The organism is Mesorhizobium sp. P3_A8 (assembly GCF_056402995.1).
This window is the reverse complement of sequence record NZ_JBFUGI010000009.1, coordinates 297,283-317,753: the sequence shown is the minus strand read 5'-3', so window position 1 is coordinate 317,753 and position 20,471 is coordinate 297,283. Positions and strand designations below refer to the sequence as shown.

The 20,471-nt window shown below is 63.0% G+C and carries 16 protein-coding genes; 3 read left to right on the top strand and 13 right to left on the bottom strand.

Translation table 11 applies throughout. The annotated features are described in order from the left end of the window. The first annotated feature begins 8 nt into the window (after window positions 1-8). Window positions 9-2,819 carry an aminomethyl-transferring glycine dehydrogenase gene (gene gcvP / locus AC1DX4_RS22515; protein WP_477222371.1) on the top strand — a complete coding sequence of 937 codons (2,811 nt, stop codon included), beginning with the start codon at window positions 9-11 and terminating at the stop codon, window positions 2,817-2,819. Between the two features lie 6 nt (window positions 2,820-2,825). Here gcvP and AC1DX4_RS22510 read toward each other — a convergent pair whose 3' ends face one another. From AC1DX4_RS22510 to cpaB, 12 genes are all read right to left on the bottom strand, one after another. Beyond that, window positions 2,826-4,001, bottom strand: a complete 1,176-nt coding sequence (locus tag AC1DX4_RS22510; protein WP_477222370.1) for a GGDEF domain-containing protein — start codon at window positions 3,999-4,001, stop codon at window positions 2,826-2,828. A 164-nt stretch (window positions 4,002-4,165) separates the two neighbouring features. Next, window positions 4,166-4,642, bottom strand: coding sequence for a hypothetical protein (locus AC1DX4_RS22505; RefSeq protein ID WP_477222369.1), 477 nt, complete (start codon window positions 4,640-4,642; stop codon window positions 4,166-4,168). A 114-nt stretch (window positions 4,643-4,756) separates the two neighbouring features. After that, window positions 4,757-5,857 (bottom strand): acyltransferase family protein, encoded by a 1,101-nt coding sequence (locus AC1DX4_RS22500; protein WP_477222368.1) that lies wholly within the window; start codon window positions 5,855-5,857, stop codon window positions 4,757-4,759. 158 nt (window positions 5,858-6,015) lie between these two features. Continuing rightward, on the bottom strand, window positions 6,016-6,843 hold the full coding sequence (locus AC1DX4_RS22495) for a PA3715 family protein (protein WP_477222367.1): 828 nt from the start codon (window positions 6,841-6,843) through the stop codon (window positions 6,016-6,018). A gap of 114 nt (window positions 6,844-6,957) precedes the next feature. Then, complete coding sequence (locus AC1DX4_RS22490; protein ID WP_477222366.1) at window positions 6,958-7,554, bottom strand: hypothetical protein; 597 nt, start codon at window positions 7,552-7,554, stop codon at window positions 6,958-6,960. A gap of 81 nt (window positions 7,555-7,635) precedes the next feature. Next, window positions 7,636-8,601, bottom strand: a complete 966-nt coding sequence (locus AC1DX4_RS22485; RefSeq protein WP_477222365.1) for a type II secretion system F family protein — start codon at window positions 8,599-8,601, stop codon at window positions 7,636-7,638. 1 nt (window position 8,602) lies between these two features. Beyond that, complete coding sequence (locus tag AC1DX4_RS22480) at window positions 8,603-9,568, bottom strand: type II secretion system F family protein (RefSeq protein WP_477222364.1); 966 nt, start codon at window positions 9,566-9,568, stop codon at window positions 8,603-8,605. Between the two features lie 5 nt (window positions 9,569-9,573). Then, window positions 9,574-10,995: a CpaF family protein gene (locus AC1DX4_RS22475; RefSeq protein WP_477222363.1), complete on the bottom strand. Its 1,422-nt coding sequence runs from the start codon at window positions 10,993-10,995 to the stop codon at window positions 9,574-9,576. Next, entirely contained in the window at window positions 10,992-12,206 is a 1,215-nt protein-coding gene (locus AC1DX4_RS22470) for a CpaE/TadZ family protein (protein ID WP_477222362.1), read from the bottom strand. The genes AC1DX4_RS22475 and AC1DX4_RS22470 overlap by 4 nt, the downstream gene beginning before the upstream one ends. 35 nt (window positions 12,207-12,241) lie before the next feature. Then, the gene (locus AC1DX4_RS22465; RefSeq protein ID WP_477222361.1) at window positions 12,242-12,511 is read right to left on the bottom strand and encodes a hypothetical protein; all 270 of its coding nucleotides are present in this window, start codon (window positions 12,509-12,511) and stop codon (window positions 12,242-12,244) included. 4 nt (window positions 12,512-12,515) lie between these two features. Further along, complete coding sequence (locus AC1DX4_RS22460) at window positions 12,516-13,967, bottom strand: type II and III secretion system protein family protein (protein ID WP_477222360.1); 1,452 nt, start codon at window positions 13,965-13,967, stop codon at window positions 12,516-12,518. Window positions 13,968-13,997: 30 nt separating this feature from the next. Further along, window positions 13,998-14,930, bottom strand: a complete 933-nt coding sequence (gene cpaB, locus AC1DX4_RS22455) for a Flp pilus assembly protein CpaB (protein WP_477222359.1) — start codon at window positions 14,928-14,930, stop codon at window positions 13,998-14,000. Window positions 14,931-15,167: 237 nt separating this feature from the next. On the opposite strand from cpaB, the gene parE reads away from it, so the two are divergent. Next, the gene (gene parE / locus AC1DX4_RS22450; RefSeq protein WP_477222358.1) at window positions 15,168-17,222 is read left to right on the top strand and encodes a DNA topoisomerase IV subunit B; all 2,055 of its coding nucleotides are present in this window, start codon (window positions 15,168-15,170) and stop codon (window positions 17,220-17,222) included. A gap of 45 nt (window positions 17,223-17,267) precedes the next feature. After that, on the top strand, window positions 17,268-19,334 hold the full coding sequence (locus AC1DX4_RS22445) for an FUSC family protein (protein WP_477222357.1): 2,067 nt from the start codon (window positions 17,268-17,270) through the stop codon (window positions 19,332-19,334). On the opposite strand, the gene AC1DX4_RS22440 is transcribed toward AC1DX4_RS22445, so the two are convergent. After that, window positions 19,331-20,455 carry a DUF2336 domain-containing protein gene (locus AC1DX4_RS22440; protein WP_477222356.1) on the bottom strand — a complete coding sequence of 375 codons (1,125 nt, stop codon included), beginning with the start codon at window positions 20,453-20,455 and terminating at the stop codon, window positions 19,331-19,333. The two genes, AC1DX4_RS22445 and AC1DX4_RS22440, sit on opposite strands and share 4 nt — an antisense overlap. Window positions 20,456-20,471 lie beyond the last annotated feature (16 nt).

The following is a 20,471-nucleotide window of genomic DNA, read 5'->3' as shown; positions in this document are numbered from 1 at the left end:
GTATTGACATGACCGCAGCACCCTACCCTTTCTCGGCCCGCCATATCGGTCCGGGCGTTAACGATGTCAGAGCCATGCTTGCCGTAATTGGCGTTCCCTCAATCGAGACGCTGATCAGCCAGGCGGTGCCGCAGTCGATCCGCCTCGACCTGCCGCTGACATTGCCCGCGCCGGCCAGCGAGGCCGAAGCGCTGGCCGAATTGTCGGCGACCATGGCTGGCAACACGGTGCTGAAGAGCTTCATCGGCGCCGGCTATCACGGTGTCCATGTACCGCCGGTCATCCAGCGCAATCTGTTCGAGAATCCGGCCTGGTACACGGCCTATACCCCCTATCAGGCCGAGATCAGCCAGGGCCGGCTGGAAATGCTGTTCAATTTCCAGACCCTGGTCACCGAATTGACCGGCCTGCCGGTGGCCTCGGCCTCGTTGCTCGATGAGGCGACAGCGGTCGCCGAGGCGGTCGGCATTGCGCTGCGCCATCACCGCGACAAGCGGACCAAGGTGGCCCTTGCCGGCGCGCCGCATCCGCAGACGCTGGATGTCGTGCGCACCCGCGCCGAACCGCTCGGCATCGAGATCGACGGCGAGACGATCGACGACAACACGGCTGCCTTGCTTGTTTCCTGGCCCGACACGTTTGGCGTCTATGGCGACCACAAGGCGGCGATCGACAAGGCCCGCGCCACCGGCGCCATCGTCGTCTTCATCGCCGATCCGCTTGGCCTGACGCTGACCGATGCGCCGGCGAAACTCGGCGCCGACATCGCGGTCGGTCCGATGCAGCGCTTCGGCGTGCCGATGGGCTTTGGCGGCCCGCACGCCGCCTATTGCGCTGTGTCAGACAGATTGACGCGCCTGATGCCCGGCCGCCTCGTCGGCCAATCGACCGACAGCAAGGGGCGCCCCGGCTACCGGCTGGCGCTGCAGACGCGCGAACAGCATATCCGCCGCGACAAGGCGACCTCCAACATCTGCACGGCGCAGGCGCTGCTCGCCAACATGGCAACGGCCTATGCCATCTGGCACGGCCCCGCCGGGCTGCAGGCGATTGCCGGGCGTATCCACGCGCTGGCCAACCGCCTGGCAAGCGGCCTGAAGGCGGCAGGCGTTTCGGTGCTGGGCGCCAGCCGCTTCGACACGGTGACGGTGGAGGCGAAGGGCAAGGCCGCCCAGATTGCGGCCGCCGCCGAAAAGACTGGCCGGCTGCTGCGCGTCATCGACGCCGACCATGTCGGCATCAGCTTCGACGAGACCTCGACCGATGCCGATCTCGACGCGATCGCGGCCCTGTTCGGCGCCAAGGCCGGGGTCTCCGCCGACAGCACCGTTCCCGGCAAACCGCGTGGAAAAGAGTTTCTGACCCAGCCGGTCTTCAACGAAAACAAGTCGGAAACCGACATGATGCGCTTGCTGCGCCGGCTGGCCGACAAGGATCTGGCGCTCGACCGCTCGATGATCCCGCTCGGATCCTGCACCATGAAGCTCAACGCGGCGGCCGAAATGATGCCGGTGAGTTGGCCAAGCATTGCCAATCTGCATCCCTTCGCGCCGTCTAGCCATTCGGCCGGCTATCGCGCCATGATCGGCGAGCTCGAAGGCTGGCTGTCGGAAATCACCGGCTTCGACGCCGTCAGCCTGCAGCCCAATGCCGGCAGCCAGGGCGAATATGCCGGCCTGCTCGCCATCCGCGCCTATCACCGCTCGCGCGGCGAAGGCCATCGCACCGTCTGCCTGATCCCCTCTTCCGCGCATGGCACCAATCCGGCAAGTGCTGCGATGGCCGGCATGAGCGTTGTCGTCGTGCGCTGCCTGGAGGACGGCAATATCGACATGGACGATATGCGGGCCAAGGCCAACGAGCATTCCAAAAATCTCGCGGCGCTGATGTTCACCTATCCCTCGACGCACGGCGTCTATGAAGAAGGCGCGCGCCATCTCTGCGCCCTCATTCATGAGCATGGCGGCCAGGTCTATTTCGACGGCGCCAACCTCAACGCGCTGGTAGCACTTGCCCGTCCCGCCGATATCGGCGCCGATGTCTGCCACATGAACCTGCACAAGACCTTCTGCATCCCGCATGGCGGCGGCGGCCCGGGCGTCGGTCCGATCGGCGTCAAAGCGCATCTGAAACCCTATCTGCCGGGGCATGTCACCGAAGGCTCGGTGCATGCCGTGTCGGCCGCACCCTTCGGCAGCGCTTCCATCCTGCCGATCACCTGGATGTATATCCGTATGATGGGTGCTGCTGGCCTGAAGCAGGCGACGGAGACTGCCATCATCTCGGCCAACTACGTGGCGACGCGGCTCGCGCCGCACTTCCCGCTGCTCTACAAAGGCCGGCACGATCGCATCGCGCATGAATGCATCCTCGACACCCGCGTACTCAAGGAGAGCGCCGGCATTAGCGTCGACGACATCGCCAAACGCCTGATCGACTACGGTTTCCACGCGCCGACCATGTCGTTCCCGGTCGCCGGCACGCTGATGGTCGAGCCGACGGAGTCCGAGCCCAAGCGCGAGCTTGATCGCTTCTGCGAGGCGATGATTGCCATCGCCGGTGAAGCGGCGAAAGTCGCCAGGGGCGAGTGGCCGCTGACCGACAATCCGCTGGTCAACGCACCACACACCGCCGCCGAGGTGCTGGCCGGCCAGTGGAACCACCCCTACTCGCGGCTGGAAGCGGCCTATCCCGCCGGCGATGCTGACACGGCGGCCAAATACTGGCCGCCGGTGTCGCGCATCGACAATGTCGCCGGTGACCGCAATCTGGTCTGCTCCTGCCCGCCGCTGTCGGACTATCTCGGAGCGGCGGAGTAGCCCGCTCTATGCCGAGCGCAAGGCCGGCCTGACCGGTTCGGCCTTGCCCATCCTTTTGTGGCTGATGACGCAATTTCGGCCGGCGTGCTTGGCCGCGTAGAGTGCTGCGTCCGCCTCGGCCAGCACCTCGTCGAGGCTGCTGCCGTCGGCGCCGCCAAAGCCGATACCGCCGCTGACCGTGCTGCGCAACGGACCGAGTGGGGTGGCAACGATTTCGGTGCCGAAGGCAACGCCGATCTTGCTGGCGAGATCATGGGCCCGCTCTTCCGTCATCCGCGACATGACGATGGCGAACTCCTCGCCACCCAGGCGAAAGGCGTCGACGCCTGTCCTGGCATATTTCCTGATGACAGCGGCGAAGCGGCACAGAACCTGGTCCCCGACCGGGTGACCGTAGACGTCGTTCGTCCTCTTGAAGTGATCGAGGTCGAACATGACGACAGCCATGAACGGACCGAAGGGCCGCTCGCCATAGTGCGATGTCAACCCGCGACGGTTCATCAGCCCGGTCAATGGATCGGTCATCGTCTCGGCCTTCAGCTCGATCTGCGCCTGCAGATGGTGCAGCGACAGCGTCAAGGCGCCGAGACCGGTCATGCAGGCCACCGCAACGACGGAATTCAAACGTTCGGCCCAGTTGTCGGGCGCCGCACCGAGCGTCCATTGCCCCTTGGCCATCAGAACAACGCCGCAAAGCGCAAACGACACCGCGCAGGTGCCGCTCAGGAACGAAACCACCAGCAGGATCCGGCGATCGTGGCTGCCATTGACCCAGAACATGGCTCCGATCGTCGACAGCAGCACGGTGACCGTCGCGTAGGTGACGACGAAGCCGATACCGTCAAGGCCGACGAAGGTCACCGCCGCGCAGACAGCCATGGCGGCAAATGTCGGCACGATCGCACGCCTGTAGTCCGGCACGCCGAGATACTGCATGGCCGAAATGCAGAGGATCAGGAAGCCCAAGCTGAGCAGCGCCAGCGCGATCTGGCAAAGCAGCGGATCAGGCTCCTTGGTGTAGCGCCAGAACAGGATCACATGCGCGACAAGCACGAGAATGCCGCACGCCACCGTCAGCACGAAACGCGCCCGCGGCGCGGTCAACCAGATCGCAAACATGGTGACGGCCAGACAGGTACCCGACAGCGCGGCCGCGAGCAGGAGCGAACTGAAATCCAGCATATCGGACGGAGGCCTCTCGAGCGTCGGCGGTTACGCCGCATTCTAGGTCAGCGGCAGCCCTCGGACATCGTTTTCAGCCGATCTTTCGACCCAAGCTGAGGTTAGGGTTTACAAAGCGTCGACACCGCCTGTGCCGCAACCAAGACCGGTGCGGGGACGCGGCATCAACCCTTGTTCAGCAGAGCGAGATTGGCGTTGACGACCGTGGGGTCGGCCATGCCGGCCTTCGCCTCGAGCAGCAGCGCCCTGGCCTTCTTCTTGTTGCCGCGCAGCAGTTGCGAATAGCCCATATTGTTGACGATCTGCGGCTTGCGGCCGGCGACCTTCAAGAGCTGGCCGTAGGCGCGGTCGGCAAAGTCGAAGCGGCCGAGTTCGTCATAGGAAGCGGCGAGCCCCATCCAGGCCTCCGCATTGTCGGCCTTCAGCTCGACCGCCTTGCGGAAATGCTGTTCGGCGAGACCGTAATTGGCATCGCGAAACTGCGCCTTGCCTTGCGCCAGATCGGAGGTGTCGACGGTCTTTGCCGTCGGTTGAATGGCTGTGGTCTTGGTCGTGTCGACGCTGTTGTTGTTCGTCGTGCACCCGGTGATCATCAAGACGGCCGCCATCGTGGCCACCGCCGCAAATTGTGTCTGACGCATGCCCTGCCCCGTCGCCCGATTTGTCGGGTCGTTCTTCAGGAAAGACACTACAACACAGCGATTAAGCTTCGGTGCCGAAATGCAGCTAAGATTTGGTTTCTAGAATACCGGCCATTAACCATTGGTCCGCAACGCCTCAAACCCCGGCAGACGCGCTGGTTGACGCGGCTTTAGTCTCAACAGCGGCTGTTCCAGCATCCGGTAGCTCAATGTAGCCAGCAGAATGCAGTGCGCCAGGCCCGCCAGGCAGGTCGTGGTGTAGGTTTCCGGAATATGGACCAACCCCAGCAGGACCTTGCCTTCCTCAAATGACCAGGGGTGGAAAACATAGAGGCCGAAGGAAATCGTTCCAAGATACGCCAATGGCGGCCAGCGCAGCAGGCTGGCGACGTTTTTCGCATACAGCGCCAAATGCAGCAGCGAACCAGCAAAAATGCCCGCTAGGAGAAAGACGTAGACCGGCCCGCCGGGAATCTGGTCATGAGGAAGGACGACCAGTCCGATGCCGCTTGCCAGGAATGCAGCGGCGACCATCGGCAGAGGGAATTTTCTGGTCAGGCCCATGGCGATGAGAATCCCGACGATCGTCGATTCGGGCCTCAGAAGCGGTGTCATATAGATCATCTGAAAGGACAGCCCGCTCAGCACGAATGCCGCTCGCCCAAGCAGGCACAAGGGCAGAATGCAAAGCAGGCCCATGGCAAGGGCGCGCTGGCCGACCTTGAGGTACATGAGAAACAAAAAGGGCAAAAACAGATAGATCTGGAATTCATAGCATAGCGACCAGAGCTGGCCGGTGTATCTGAGCGACCATCCGACCTCCGGAAACCAGTAGATATAGTTGCCGACGAACGAGACCACACCGAGAAGCCATCCGTAGGCGGCAGGATTGTCGGCGCCGTAGATGAGCAGCATCGCAAGCGGGAAAAGCACCATCAACGGATAGATGCGCAACAGCCTTCGCACGAAGAATTGCGAGATGGAAATTGTTCCTGTTCGTACCTGTTCCTGCTCGAACAGCCGAAAGAGCAGGAAGCTGGACAGGGCAAAGAAGACTTCGACCCCAACCCACCCCTGCGTCTGGATCATGACAAGTGTGGTATAATCGGCAGGCGCCTTGAAATGGGAAAAAAACACCATTGCGAACGCCAGACATCTCAAACCATCAAGCTGGTCGGTTCGAAGTTCGCCAATGTTGCTTCTCGAAGGCGACATGTTTCAGGACCTGAGATGGATTCACGAACGAAGCACGCCAACCGGCAAAGTGAAGCGCCAACAGTTGGTAGCTAACACAAGTTCGATAACTAACCTTTACATTGGGCGGAGACTGCCGGGCGGTCACGACGTCTCAAATCTCAGCGCAAGCGGCGCTCTCACGGCGTGTCCAGCACCTTGAGCGCGGCCGGAACCGGATAGTGGCTGCCGTCAAAGCGCAGCCGGTAGGTTCGGCTCACCGACTTGCCGGGATGCGACTGGCACTCGCCATCCTTGTCGGGAGCTGGCTCGTCGGTATCCTTCCGCTCGACCGCGATGATGTCGTGGTAGCCGCGATGGACCGTCGGGCTCATCGCCAGGCTGACTTGGCTCGAATGAAAGGATCCCGCACAATTGGTGTCACCTTCGCCGCCAAAGCCGGCGACGATAAGGCCGTCGAGCACCACGTGCAGCGCATTGCCGGAGACGGCATAGAGCCGCAGGTCGGTTTCTCTGAAGGGATTGGGCTGCGAATGGTTGGCCATATCGATACGCAGGCCGAAGGCGGTGACGCCGGGCGCCAGCCCATCACGGCCGGTATCGAATTCGATGCCGCGGATGGCGATGGCATCGTCGTTCATCAATCCGGGCTGCAGCAGGCGCTGGCGCACCTGCAGGGTCTTTCTGTCGACGACCAGAAGCTCGACATCGCCAAAATGCTCGCCGTCGCTGGACTTGGCGCTGTCGATCAGCGGCACTGCGACCAGCAGCAGATCGTCATGGGCAGGCCAGACCTTGCAGACCATGCCCGGCGTAAGGTCCTGCGGGACCGCCAGCGCAATGCTGGTATGGGGTTCGAGCGTGAACGAGCGGCCGTCGGTGCTTTTCTGAACCTTGGGATAGGCCTGCCGCAACAGCGCGGCAGCATCGCCGCAATCGTCGGCCATGGCCCGGGCGGGCAACAGGCTGGCTGCGGCGAGAGCGGCGGCAAGAAACAGTATTCGCATGGGGCTCTCACGTCGCAGGATCGCGTTCGGGCAGGATGATGGTTGTCGGCCCCTGCTCTGCGTTTGTCGATGATCATTTGTCGATTTCGCAAATCCCTGTGGGCCGCTACCACTTTATCCAGCGATCGCTGCTCCTTTCGCCTCATTGGCCAGGTTGGACCAGTATCCGAAAACCTCATCCAAGCGTTTGAGCGCCTGCTTGCCGCTAGCGATGCCGTAGCAGAAGGTCACAACAATTCTTACAGGGTTTAGGCTTGCCCTCCCGAACCCAACCAGAACCACTTGGCCAAAATCGGCGAATTTCTTGTTCTTAAGTGGCTGATCCCACTTGAGATGCAGGTATTGGCTTTTGAGCGTTTCGCCAAAATACATCCCCGCATCCATCGCAAGGGAAAATGTCCTATTTGTAAGCTCCTCTGCGGGAACGCCAAAATCGAAAGCTGCACTTTCTTTGATCCGGTCGACCTCTTCGGCCGTGCGCGTTCTCGTTTCCACTTGATGGGAGAGCCATTGTCCCAAGGCCTCGAGGGAGGTTCGGCTATGATCTGGCTTCCAAGCCCCGAAATTAGGGTCTGAGTTCACCGCGCCTCGCAGTTCAACCAGCCTGGACGGCATGGATTTAAAAAACCATCGTCGATAGTTCTTCAAGTCATCGGCCGACATATCTCGGAAATTCAGGGTAAAGGGCGGCTGTATGATCGAATAGCTCATAGCGTCTTGCCGAATTGGGGTGACAGTGCACTTCAACGCCTCTCTTGGGCTAGGCGCTATTGCGCCACCACTATGAGCATCCTAATGGTGACCCGTCATTTTGACGATGATCGGGATGACCGCGATCATCAGCACCACCGGCAGGATGCACACCGTCACCGGTATCGACATCTTGGCCGGCAGAGCGTGCGCTTTTTCCTCGGCCAGCGACATGCGCTTGTGGCGCATTTCATCGGAGAAGACGCGCAGTGCGCCCGACAGGCTGGTGCCGAGTTCCTTCGACTGCTGCAAAAGCGTGGCGAAGGAGCGAACCTCGTCCAGGCTGAGGCGGTCGGCGAGCGCCTTCAGCGCATCGTCGAGGCTGCGCCCGGCCCGCAGTTCCAGCGACACCAGCTGCAGGTTCTGGCTGAGCGCAGGATAAGTCTTGGCGAGTTCCTTCGAAACGCGTTCGATGCCTGCCTCCATGCTCATGCCGGCATCCGAGCAGACGATCATCAGATCCATGAAGTCGGGAAAGCCGTTGCGGTATTCGCGCATCTTTTCCCGCACCTTCTGGGTCAGCACCAGACCGGGCAGAAAATAGCCGGCCACGCCCGACAGGATGACGAACGCCCAGCGGCTGGTCATCGTCGCTTCGGCGCTGGCCAGCCACTGGTTGAGGACAAAGGCGCCGATCGCGCCGACGACCAGCGCCGAGAAGCGGATGATGAAGAACGTGCCGACGGCACGCGGCTCCATATAGCCGGCCTGAATCAGCTTCATGCGCAGCCGGGCGACATTTTCCGGATCGCTCCTGGCGTAGAATTCCTGCGCCCGCTTCACCGCCTTCTCGCGCACGACGTTGGCGTTCTTCTTCTGCAGCGGCTCGGATTTCACGACCACCGGACCGTGATCGACCTTGAGCCGGCGCTTCACGTCGTTGCGGTCGCCCTTCGCTGTCACCATCGGCCAGGCGACAGCGATGGAGCCCAGGGCCAACAGCAGGATTGCCACCGGCATCAAGGAGGTCGGTGCAAGCGAGGCGAGGAATTCGATCAAGCCCTGCATGTCAGAACCTGAAATTCGACATTTTGAACATCATCAGATTGCCCAGAATCAGCCAGGTCACCGACCCGCCGATCAGGTACCAGGTTTTCGGCTCGTCCCAGACATCGCGGTAGAAGCCCGGCATCAGCGCCATGATGGCGGCAAACAGCAGCGCCGGGATCGCCGTCAGGATGTAGGCCGACATGCGGCCTTCGGTCGAGATGGCGCGCACCTTGCGGCGCAGCTTGCCGCGCTCGCGGATCGTCAGCGCGAGGCCGTCGAGGATTTCGCGCAGATTGCCGCCCGAACTGGACTGGATCGAGACGGCGGTGATGAACAGCGGCAGATCCTCATGGCCGACCCTGTCGAACAGCGAGTTCAACGCCGAGACCAGATCGGAACCATAGGTCACCTCATCGGCGATGACGCCGAATTCGGTGCCGATCGGATCGGGCATCTCGCGCGACACCATGGCGATTGCCACCGGCACCGGGTGACCGGCCTTGAGGCCGCGCGTGATCAGCTCCAGCGCCTCGGGCAGTTGCATGCCGAAGCGCTTGAGCCGGCGCTTGCGCTTGAAGCGCATCACCATCACCGGCACCAACGGCATCAGCACGGCGAACAGCAGCAGCCCCATCAGCAGCGGCAGGCCATACCAGATGGCGACCAGCGTCATGCCCATCGCCACGCCCGAGGTTATCATCAGGAATTTCGACAACGGCATGATCATGCCCGACTGCGTGCGCAGCGCGCGGAACCGGTCCGGCGAGAACAGCGAGGTGCCTGCGTCGAGCCCGCGCTCCTTGCGCAGCTGGGTCAGCACCTGTTCCTGGCTGATCTTGTTTTCCTGCAGCTTCATGCGCCGGTTGATGGCGGTACGCTTGTCGCTGCGGCCGGCATAGAGGAGATAGCAGGCCTCGGCGATCATGATGCCGGTGAGTGCTGCTCCGGCATAGACGACATAGATTGCGCTCAGCCCATCGAACACCAGGCTTACTCCTGCGGCCGGCCGGGTTCGAAATAGCGTCCGGGAAACTCGATGCCCATGGCGCGCAGATCCTCCAGGAAGCGCGGCCGGATGCCGGTCGCCTCGAAATAGCCGAGAATGCCGCCATCGGCATCCATGCCGGTGCGCACGAAGCGGAAGATCTCCTGCATCTGGATGACGTCGCCTTCCATGCCGGTCACCTCGGCGACGCTTGTCACCTTGCGCTTGCCGTCGGAAAGCCGGGTCAGCTGGACGATGATGTCGATAGCGCTGGCGATCTGGCTGCGGATCGACTGCACCGTCATCGGCATACCGGTCATGCCCAGCATCTGTTCGAGGCGTGAAATGGCGTCGCGCGGCGTGTTGGCGTGGATGGTCGCCATCGACCCTTCATGGCCGGTGTTCATCGCCTGCAGCATGTCGAACGCCTCCTCGCCGCGGCACTCGCCGAGGATGACGCGGTCGGGACGCATGCGCAGCGCGTTCTTGACGAGATCGCGCTGCTTCAGTTCGCCATGGCCCTCGATGTTGGCGGGGCGCGTTTCCATGCGCGCGACATGCGGCTGCTGCAGCTGCAGTTCGGCCGCGTCCTCGATGGTGATCAAGCGCTCGTCCTCGGGAATGAAGGCCGACAGCGCGTTGAGCATCGTCGTCTTGCCGGTGCCGGTGCCGCCCGAGATGATCGTCGTCTTGCGAGCGTGGACTGCCGCCGCCAGCACTTCGGCCATGTTCTGGGTGATGGCGCCGAATTCGACCAGTTTGTGCAGGCCAAGCTTGTTCTTGGAGAATTTGCGGATCGACACCAGGGGTCCGTCGACGGCGACCGGCCGGATGGCCGCATTGAAGCGCGAGCCGTCCAGCATGCGCGCATCGACCATCGGCTGCGATTCGTCGACCCGGCGACCGACCGCGGCGACGATCTTGTTGACGATTCTGAGCAGATGCGCCTCATCCTTGAACGGGATATGGACCTTCTGCAGCTTGCCCTTCTTTTCGATGAAGCAGTTCTGGTGGCCGTTGATCAGGATGTCGTTGATGTCGGGATCCTTGAGCAACGGCTCGAGCGGACCGAGACCGACCATCTCGTCGACGATGTCGTCGACCAGCGCCTCGAGTTCGACGGTGTTGATCGCCATCCGCTCCTGGCGGGTTTTTTCCGAAACGAAATCATGGACTTGCCGGCGCATCTCCTCCTTCGGCAAACGCTCCAGCGCGACGAGATTGATTTCCTCGAGCAGCATCCGGTGAATGCGCACGCGCGCATCGAGCACCTTGTTGGCGCTCTTTGCCGGGGCGATGTCCGGCTTTGCCGCCAACGCCTTGCGGTTGGTCGGGATGACGACCGCATGATGCGCCACCGGGGTCGAGTCCGCGGGACGGAGCGGGCGCGCGTCGCGGTTCTGCAGGGTGGAAAAACGACTGGTCATCCGGCCTTCCTCTTCAGTAGACCCTTGCCGAAGCTGAACAGCGACTTCGACTTGACCCCGGTCGCGACCGCCTCTTCCGGAAGGATGATCTTCTTCAAATCGTTGATGACATTGGCGTTCGGGTCGATCTCGTGCAGCGGTACGCCGCGATCGACCGCCTCGCGCACCAGCCGGTAATTGTTGGCGATGCCGCCGACGAAATGTTCGCCGAGAATCTCCTGGACGTCCGCCTGCTTGATGCCGTTGTCGAACATCTTCTGCTCGAAACGGTTGACGATGACATTCGGCTTCACTTCCTTGCCGGCGGTCTCATAGACCGCCTGGATCAGCCTTTGCGTGTGGCGCAGGCACGGCACCGTCATCTCGGCAACGATATAGAGCTTGTTGGAGCCAAGCAGCACGGTCTCCGTCCAGGGAAACCAGGTGCGCGGCATGTCGATGACGACATTGTCGAAATAGGCCGAAACGAGGTCCAGCATGCGCACCACGACATCGGTCTTGAACGAACGCATCTCCGAGGGATGCGTCGGCGCTGCCAGCACGCAAAGGCCGCTGGCATGCTTGGACAGCATCACGTCGAGCAATTGCCGGTCGAGGCGTTCGGGCTGGTTCTCGATCTCGGTGATGTCGAAACGTGGCTCGAGGTCGAGATATTCGGCGCAGGCGCCCTGCTGGAAATTGAGGTCGACCACGCAGGTCGAGGCGCCGCGCGTCACCGAGTGGTGCAACTGGAAGGCGGTCTGCAGTGCCAGTGTCGTGGTGCCGACGCCGCCGGCCGCCGGCATGAAGGTGTAGATCTGCGACTCGGTGTTTTCCTCACGCCCCGGCCCTTGCAGGGCGCGCACGACCGAGCGCACCAGATCGGCCGTGGTGATCGGCTTGACCAGGAAGTCCGCGACCTTGAGCTGCACCAGGATGCGCACGGCTGCGGCGTTGAATTCCTGGGTGACGACGACAACCGGCGTCTTGCCCTCCAGCCGGCGCATGATGCGCTGCAGCGACTCGACCTCCTCCAGCCTCGCTGCGTCCATGTCGACGATGATGGCGCCGAAATCGGTCTCCTGGATCTCGCCACGCAACTCCGTGACACTCTTCTCCACCGCCGAGAGCTGGATGATCTCGGAGGCGGCGAATGCGGTCCGCGTGTCCTGCACGAAGGTCCTGTCCGTCGATACGAGCAGGATCTTCTTGGTCTTGATGCCGTTAGCCATTTTTGTCAGCCTGTGGGCTTGATCGCCCTTTGGGGTCAGTTGCCCGTGGTCGCCTGAGATGTCTTCGAAGCGGCGGCCTGATCGGGCGTGACCGGTCCGGCGTCGCCGCGCTTGGCAGGCACGAGAAGCCTGGTGTTCTGGACGCCGTATTTCCACGGATCGACCATCTGCATGACGGTGTTGGCGGCCTGCGCGTTGCCGGGGCCGGTCGTCACCCCTTCGCTGCGTGTGTAATCGTCGCTGGTACAGCCGCCGGCCAGACCGGCAAGAAGCAAGGCGATGCTCGATTTCAGGACCAGTCGCATGGCTTCAGTCCTTCGGCAGGTCGAGGAAGTGCCCGACCGTGGTGGCGGGAGCGGTCCGTGCGGCGCTGCCATCGGCCATCGCCAGCGCGCGACCGGTGTCCGACGTCTTCACTTCCTCGGTGTTGTTGAGGAAATAGTCGACATTGCTGGCCGGCTGCGAACCATCGGTCGGCTCGGCCATTTTCTTCGACGGATCGACCGGCTTGACCAGATAGGGCGTGACGAGGATGACCAGATCGGTCTCGCGCCGCTGGTAGGATTTCGACGAGAACAGTGATCCAAGGACCGGCATCTTGCCGAGGCCGGGAATGCGCGAGGTAGTGATGTCGTTTTGCGACTGCAGCAGCCCTGCGATCATGAAGCTTTGGCCGTTCTTCAGGTCGACCGACGTCTTGGCGCGGCGGACAGTGAAGCCCGGCACCGAAATGTTGCCGATGTTGTAGGACGCCGACGCATCGATCGAGGAGACTTCCGGCGCGATGTCGAGGCTGACCAGCCCGTCCTTGAGCACAGTCGGCGTGAAGTCCAGGCTGACGCCGTATTTCTTGTAGGTGACGGAGATCTTGCCATTGTCCTCCGAAACCGGGATCGGAAATTCGCCGCCGGCGAGGAAGCTCGCGGTCTGTCCGGAGCGCGCGATCAGGTTGGGCTCGGCCAGCATACGGGCTAGGCCGCGCTCCTCCAGCGCTTTGACGGCGATATCGACGGACACGCCGTTCGACAGCAGGCTGCCGATGATCTCGCCTGTACCTGCCGTCGGCACCGACGCGCCATCGGGGTTCAGCACGACACTGCGCCCGCCGAGGCCATAGGCGAAATTGGCGCTGTATTTTGCACCGAGATCCTGCCCTGCCTGCCGGTTGATCTCGACAAAGCGGACATTGAGCTGGACCTGCTGCGACGACGAGATGTTGACCGAGTTGATCACCTCCTCGTTGCCGGAAAAGCGGGTGGCGATCTTGTTTGCCTTTTCGGCGGCGACCGCGTCATCGGCCTCGCCCGACAGCACGACACGGCCGTTGGCGGAGCCGACCTTGATCTTGGCATCCGGCACGCTGGCGCGGATGGTGCTGGCCAGTTGGTCGGTGTCGAGCGTCACCTCGATATCCACCGTGCCGACAAGCTGCTTTTTCTCGTCGAACAGCGCAATGCCGGTGGTGCCGAGATTGTTGCCGAGCACATAGAAGGATTTGTCGGTCAGTGGATTGACGTTGGCGATCTCCGGATCGCCGATGACGATCTGGTAGAAGGCGGCACTCGTTATGATCGTCTTGGGCTTGCCCTTGGCGACCTTGATCGACGCATTCTTGGTCGACGAGACATAGACGATGTCATTGTCCGCCTTGGCCGCCCCGGGCAGAGCAAGCATGCCGCTCGCAGCCACCGCAACCGCCATTGCCAGCGTGCGCACGAAGCGCGACCGGCCCGTCATTCGATATAGGGTACGCATCAACATTGCCCTGTCCCGTCCGGTCCCCACCGGCCTTTACTTCTGGTTCTGGTCCCGCGCAGGAACCTGATATTCCTCGGCCTTCGTTCCGCGCGTCACGATGATCGTCTTGAATTTCGGCTTCTCCGGCTCCTTGGTCATCGCATCGAACAGCGAACCGGCCGCGGCCTGAGCCTTGGCCGCCACCGATCCGCCGAAGGAAGAGATGGTGGTGACGCCGTCCTTGCCGTCGCCGCCTTCGCTGGCGGAGCGCAGCGACAGCGACAGCGTGCCGACGGTGCGGGCAAGCGCCACTTTCTGCGCGCCCTCGGTCGTCACCTCGATGGTCACGGAATTGGTCACCTGCGGCGTCGTCTGGCGCACGTCGGCGCCCTGGCCGACACTCAGTACCTTGGCGTCGGCGACGACAATCTCGGAGGTGATGGTCGAACCGGCCGCCCCTTGTGCGTTCTTGGCGACTTCCTGGATTTCGCCGGCATCGCGCGTCAGCACGACATCGACGCGGTCGCCCGGTGTCACGAAGCCGCCGACACCGGCGATCTCGTCGGTGCGGATGGTGACCGCCCGCATTCCGGGCGTCATCATGTTGGAGAGCGTTGCGCGGCCGTTCGGACCCGACAGCTTGGTCAGCAGCACCGGTTCGTTGACCTCGATCGGCGACAGCACCACGCGGCTGCCTTCGCCAAGCAACCCATCGATGGTGGGAAATGCCCCTTGTGGCAGCGAATCCTGCGGCCACGGGATTTCGCTGAGCTTGGCGCGGTCGAGTTCCATGCCGTAGCGCAACGGCGCGTTCGCCACCACGATGGTCTTGAACTCGATCCTGGGCGGTGCCGGAGCGGCGATCGACGCCGTCTTCTCCTCGGCATCCGGCTTGGCCTGGCTCTTGACCCAGAAATCCGCGGCAAAGATCGAGATCGCGCCGAAAACGGCGGCGATGCCGATCATCGTTATGGCCTTGCCCCTCACGCCGAAACCCCTGATGCCCGCAGTTTCTTATTATGTTGGGCTCACGCTAGGCCGCATTGTTAAAGAATCAGGAATCTTGTGCGGCTGCATTCGACCTATTTCCGCCCGCTTGGTTATCGAATGGTTTTAGGATAAGACGGGTCAAATCCCCGAACGTAACAGGAACCTCCGTCGCTTGGCGCCGCAAAGCGTGGCAGTATCGACGGGTGATTCGCAGCATCGGACCCGATGGCAGGCATGGACGACAACAACGATCTCTTCGGCAACATGGACAAGCAGCCACAGCCGGTTCGCACACCCGCGCGCCCGGCTGACCCGCTGGTGCAGGCCGCCAAACGTCCGGCCGCGACCAAGGATGGCAGCGAGGGCTATAGCGCCGCCGACATCGAGGTGCTCGAAGGCCTGGAGCCGGTGCGCCGCCGGCCGGGCATGTATATCGGCGGCACCGACGACAAGGCGATGCACCATCTGTTCGCCGAGGTCATCGACAATTCAATGGACGAGGCGGTCGCCGGCCATGCCACCTTCATCGATGTCGAGCTGTCGGCCGATGGCTATCTGGCCGTCACCGACAATGGCCGCGGCATTCCGGTCGACCCGCATCCGAAATTCAAGAAGCCGGCGCTCGAAGTCATCATGACGACGCTGCATTCGGGCGGCAAGTTCGACTCCAAGGTCTACGAGACCTCGGGCGGCTTGCATGGCGTCGGCGTGTCGGTGGTCAACGCGCTGTCGGACCATCTCGAGGTCGAGGTCGCACGCGGCCGTCAGCTCTATCGCCAGCGCTTTTCGCGCGGCGTCCCGGTGACCGGCCTTGAGCACCTAGGCGAGGTCCATAACCGGCGCGGAACGAAAATCCGCTTCCATCCCGACGAGCAGATTTTCGGCAAGGGCGCGGCCTTCGAACCGGCGCGGCTCTACCGCATGACGCGCTCGAAAGCCTATCTGTTCGGCGGCGTCGAGATCCGCTGGACCTGCGATCCCTCGCTGATCAAGGAAAAGGACCAGACGCCGGCAAAGGCGGAGTTCCATTTTCCCGGCGGCCTCAAGGATTATCTCAAGGCATCGCTCGGCGACGACTTCCAGGTGACGCGCGAAATCTTCGCGGGAAAAAGCGAAAAACAAGGCGGCCATGGCTCCCTCGAATGGGCGGTGACCTGGTTCGGCGGCGACGGCTTCATCAATTCCTACTGCAACACCATCCCGACCGGCGAAGGCGGCACCCACGAGGCCGGCTTCCGCAACGTGCTGACGCGTGGCTTGCGCGCCTATGCCGATCTCGTCGGCAACAAGCGCGCCTCGATCGTCACCTCGGAAGACGTCATGATCTCGGCGGCCGGCATGCTGTCGGTGTTCATCCGCGAACCGGAATTCGTCGGCCAGACCAAGGACAGGCTGGCGACGATCGAGGCCATTCGCATTGTCGAGACCGCGATCCGCGATCCGTTCGACCATTGGCTGGCCGACAATCCGCAGGAAGCCTCGAAGCTGCTTGAATGGGTGATTGCGCGCGCCGACGAGCGGGTGCGCCGGCGCCAGGAAAAGGAAGTGTCGCGCAAGAGCGCGGTGCGCAAATTGCGCCTGCCGGGCAAGCTCGCCGATTGCACGCAGAATGCGGCGGCCGGCGCCGAACTCTTCATCGTCGAAGGCGACTCGGCCGGCGGCTCGGCCAAGCAGGCGCGCGACCGCGCCAGCCAGGCCGTGTTGCCGCTGCGTGGAAAAATCCTCAACGTCGCCAGTGCCGGCAATGACAAGCTGGCCGCCAACCAGCAGATATCGGACCTGATCCAGGCGCTCGGCTGCGGCACGCGCTCGAAGTACCGCGACGAAGATCTGCGCTACGACCGTGTGATCATCATGACCGACGCCGACGTCGACGGTGCTCATATCGCTTCGCTGCTGATCACCTTCTTCTACCAGGAAATGCCGGGGCTGGTGCGTGGCGGCCATCTCTATCTGGCGGTGCCGCCGCTTTACTCGATCCGGCAAGGTGGCAAGGTCGCCTACGCCCGCGACGACGCACATAAGGACGAGCTTCTGCGCACCGAATTCACCGGGCGCGGCAAGGTCGAACTTGGCCGCTTCAAGGGCCTGGGCGAAATGATGGCAGCCCAGCTCAAAGAGACCACCATGGATCCGAGGAAGCGCACGCTGCTCAGGGTTGACGTGAACGAAATCGATTCAACCACCAAGGACAGGGTCGATGAGTTGATGGGTACCAAGCCGGAAGCCCGCTTCCGCTTCATCCAGGAACGCGCCGAATTCGCTGCGACGGAAGTGCTGGATATCTAGCCACCCGCCGGTCCATAACAGGCTCAACTTGCGGAGATAAGCAATGTGACCTGGGTGCGGCTGAAAACCTATTTCGAGACGAGTTTGGCCGGGCTGACACAGCCGACGCGCTCGGACTGGATTTTCGCCCTGCGCACCGTTTCAGCCGGCCTGATCGCGCTGCTGGCCGCCTATGCGCTGAAGCTCGATCACCCGCAATGGGCGATGATGACGGTGTTCATCGTTGCCCAGCCCGTCGCCGGCATGGTGCTGGCGAAGGGCTTCTACCGCTTGCTCGGCACGTTGGCCGGCGGCGTCGCAGCGATCGGCATCACCACGGTGTTCGGCACCAACCCATGGGTGCTGGTGACCGTGCTTGCCGTCTGGATCGGCATTTGCACCTTCGTCTCGTCACTGCTGCGCAATCCCGAAGCCTATGGTGCTGCCCTTGCCGGCTACACAGCGATGATCATCGGCCTGCCGGCCTTCGGACAACCACACCTCGTCGTCGACCTCGCCGTCGCGCGCTGTGCGGAGATCGTGCTCGGCATTGTCTGCGCCGGCCTGACCAGCCGGCTGATCCTGCCAAAACTGGCCAGCGACGCCATCATCTCGCGGCTGAAACGCTGCATTCTCGATCTCGCCACCTACGCCGCAGGCGCCTTCTCGGGAGGTGATACAGCGACACTTTCCGCACTGCATCGCAAACTCGTCGCGGACACCCAGACACTGGGCGAAATGCGCGCTTATGCCAGGCTGGAAGCGCCAAGCTTCGCGCCACGTGCCCACCCGGTGCGGCGCACCATCGGACAATTGCTCTCCGCCTTGTCGGCGGCACGCGCGCTGCATTCGCACGCCGCTCCGAAAAATGCCGCACTTGTCCCGGTGCGTTCGGAATTGCAGGCCCTTGTCAGCGAATTGGCGGCAAAGCCCGGCGCACTCGACGATACGGCGCCTTGGGTAGAACAACTCGACGCGATCTCGGCCAAGGCCCGGCAAATTCCCGATGCCTCGGTCGACCAGGGCGACGACAGGGTCGGCACCATCACCCGTCTCACCATCGCCGCCGATTTCGCCGAGGCCTTCAAGCAGGTGTTGCGTGGTCTCGACGCCTTGCGCGCTCCGGTCACGCGCCCGGTCCGCGGCAGCAGGCAGCCTGCTCTGGTGGTTCATCGCGACTACCCCGGCGCATCGCGAAATGCCGTGCGCGCCGCCCTTGCCACCTTGCTGGTCGCGGCCTTCTGGCTGACGACGAAATGGTCCGAGGCGGCGGGCACGGTCATTCTCGTTGCCGTCGTATCCAGCCTTTTCGCCGCCCGCCCCGATCCGGTGCAGGTTTCCTGGGGCTTCTTCAAGGGAACGCTGCTGGCTTTGCCCTTTGCCTTTCTGGTCGGCCAGATCGCGATGCCTGCCCTGCCCGGCTTCGGCTGGTTCGTCTTGTTTGTCGTGCCGATCCTGGTGCCAACGGCGCTGGGCATGGCCAATCCGCGTTATGTCGGCGTGGCCACGGCCTTTGCCATCAACTTCCTCGCTTTCCTCAGTCCGCATCAGGCGATGACCTACGATCCTGGCCCGTTCTTCGCCGGCTCGGCGTCGGTGCTGGTTGGTATTCTGCTGGCGATCGGCGTCTTCATTGTCGTGTTACCCGCCGATCCGTGGCTCGCGGCAAACCGGATCGTGCGGGCCATGCGCGAGGATCTGGCACGGCTTTGCCTGCATGAGCGCGTGCCGAGGCGTTCGGCTTTCGAGAGCCTCGCCTATGACCGCATCAACCAGCTGATGCCGCTGGTGCAGAACTCCGGCAGGAAGGGCGATGCGGTCCTGGGCGGCGGCGTCGCCGCCGTCACGGTCGGCCTGGAGATCCTGCGGCTGCGCAGCGCAAGTCAAGGCCATGTCGTCCCGTCCGAAACCGCGCTTTCGATTGCCACCTTTCTGAGGGGTCTGGCGCGCGAGCTGCTCTTTCGAGCCCCTGGCGATCCGCAGACAGCGACCGTCGCCGTTGCCCGCCAATATGCGGCGACCATCGCTCAGCGAAACGCCTCCGGCGACGTGCTGCAGATCGCGGCGTCATTGCGCATAATCGCCGCCGCGATCGAGGATTTTCCGGATTTTTTCGCAAAGGACCGAGGCTAGGCAGCCGCGATCGCCAGCGCGTGCCCACGTGCGTTCTCGCGCAGCGCGTCGAGATGGATCGACTTGATCAGGGCGGCAAGATCGCCTTCGGCGGATTGCCCGCCCACCTCTTTCAGCATCAGCCAGCTGACTTCCTGTACGCCGGCGACGCGCTTGCCATTGGCGACTTCGCGCCAGATCTTCAGCGCGCGCAGGATGATCGCATGCGTGGCAGCCGCCAGGCCGGCGCTGCGAAACAGCGCCTGCAAGGCCACATCGTGGCCGCCGGCGAGCAGCGTCCTTACCCGCGGCTCCGACTGCTGGCTGAGCGCGACCAGCGTGGAGCCAAAGAAATCGACCTTGCCATGCGCAATGGTGCGGATGAGGAAGCTCGCGGTGAGATCGCCGCGCAGCCTGAGATGCTCGATCAGCGCCGCATGTTCTTCCTGGCGCGTACCTTCGATCAGCGTCACCGAAGCCTTGACGCAAGCGTCGCGCATGACGCGCTCGGCACGCGCGGCGCCCATCAATGCCATGACCAGCGGCGATGCCTTCAATGTCTCGCCGAGCTTGATGAGCAACATATGCCGGCAGTCGGCAGGCAGACGTGCATCCGATATCAGCGCCTCGCGCACCAGCGGTAGATGCCCGTGGCGTTCGGCCATGCGGCGGAAACTGAGTGAAGCAATGTCGGCGCCGCTGTTGGCCAGCAGCACGGCGCAGGCTTCCGCCTCGCCGATCTCGGCGATCGCCGCCGACAGCGCCATCGAGACAACAGGCCGATCGGCGATCAGCTTCTGCGTCGCCTTCTGGCTCGACGCCACGCGGTTGATCAGGTCGGCGTCGGTGAGCAGCGGCGAGCGCGCCAGCACGACACCGGCGACTTCCGGCTGGTCGGAGGCCAGCGCGCTGATGATCTGCAGCGGCGCGTGGTGGCTCATCGAGAGCGCTTCGGCCATCGCCAGCCGGACTTTCGACGAGGCATCGTCGAGCAGCAGCGTCAGAGCAGCCTCGGCGGCGCAGCGATCCTCGAACGGCAATTCGGAATTGACATAGGCCCGAGCCAGCGCATTGGCCGCGGCGGCGCGCTCGGACACTCTTGCCGTGTAGATCCACTTCAGGAAATGCGAAACAACAACCATGCCCGTCTGCTTACGC

Coding starts and splice junctions, on each gene's coding strand:
- AC1DX4_RS22505 (WP_477222369.1), bottom strand. CDS start 4,642: ATGCGTCAGACACAATTTGCGGCGGTGGCCACGATGGCGGCCGTCTTG.
- AC1DX4_RS22475 (WP_477222363.1), bottom strand. CDS start 10,995: ATGACCAGTCGTTTTTCCACCCTGCAGAACCGCGACGCGCGCCCGCTC.
- AC1DX4_RS22490 (WP_477222366.1), bottom strand. CDS start 7,554: ATGAGCTATTCGATCATACAGCCGCCCTTTACCCTGAATTTCCGAGAT.
- AC1DX4_RS22465 (WP_477222361.1), bottom strand. CDS start 12,511: ATGCGACTGGTCCTGAAATCGAGCATCGCCTTGCTTCTTGCCGGTCTG.
- AC1DX4_RS22500 (WP_477222368.1), bottom strand. CDS start 5,857: ATGTCGCCTTCGAGAAGCAACATTGGCGAACTTCGAACCGACCAGCTT.
- AC1DX4_RS22495 (WP_477222367.1), bottom strand. CDS start 6,843: ATGCGAATACTGTTTCTTGCCGCCGCTCTCGCCGCAGCCAGCCTGTTG.
- gcvP (WP_477222371.1), top strand. CDS start 9: ATGACCGCAGCACCCTACCCTTTCTCGGCCCGCCATATCGGTCCGGGC.
- AC1DX4_RS22485 (WP_477222365.1), bottom strand. CDS start 8,601: ATGCAGGGCTTGATCGAATTCCTCGCCTCGCTTGCACCGACCTCCTTG.
- AC1DX4_RS22460 (WP_477222360.1), bottom strand. CDS start 13,967: ATGTTGATGCGTACCCTATATCGAATGACGGGCCGGTCGCGCTTCGTG.
- parE (WP_477222358.1), top strand. CDS start 15,168: ATGGACGACAACAACGATCTCTTCGGCAACATGGACAAGCAGCCACAG.
- AC1DX4_RS22470 (WP_477222362.1), bottom strand. CDS start 12,206: ATGGCTAACGGCATCAAGACCAAGAAGATCCTGCTCGTATCGACGGAC.
- AC1DX4_RS22510 (WP_477222370.1), bottom strand. CDS start 4,001: ATGCTGGATTTCAGTTCGCTCCTGCTCGCGGCCGCGCTGTCGGGTACC.
- AC1DX4_RS22440 (WP_477222356.1), bottom strand. CDS start 20,455: ATGGTTGTTGTTTCGCATTTCCTGAAGTGGATCTACACGGCAAGAGTG.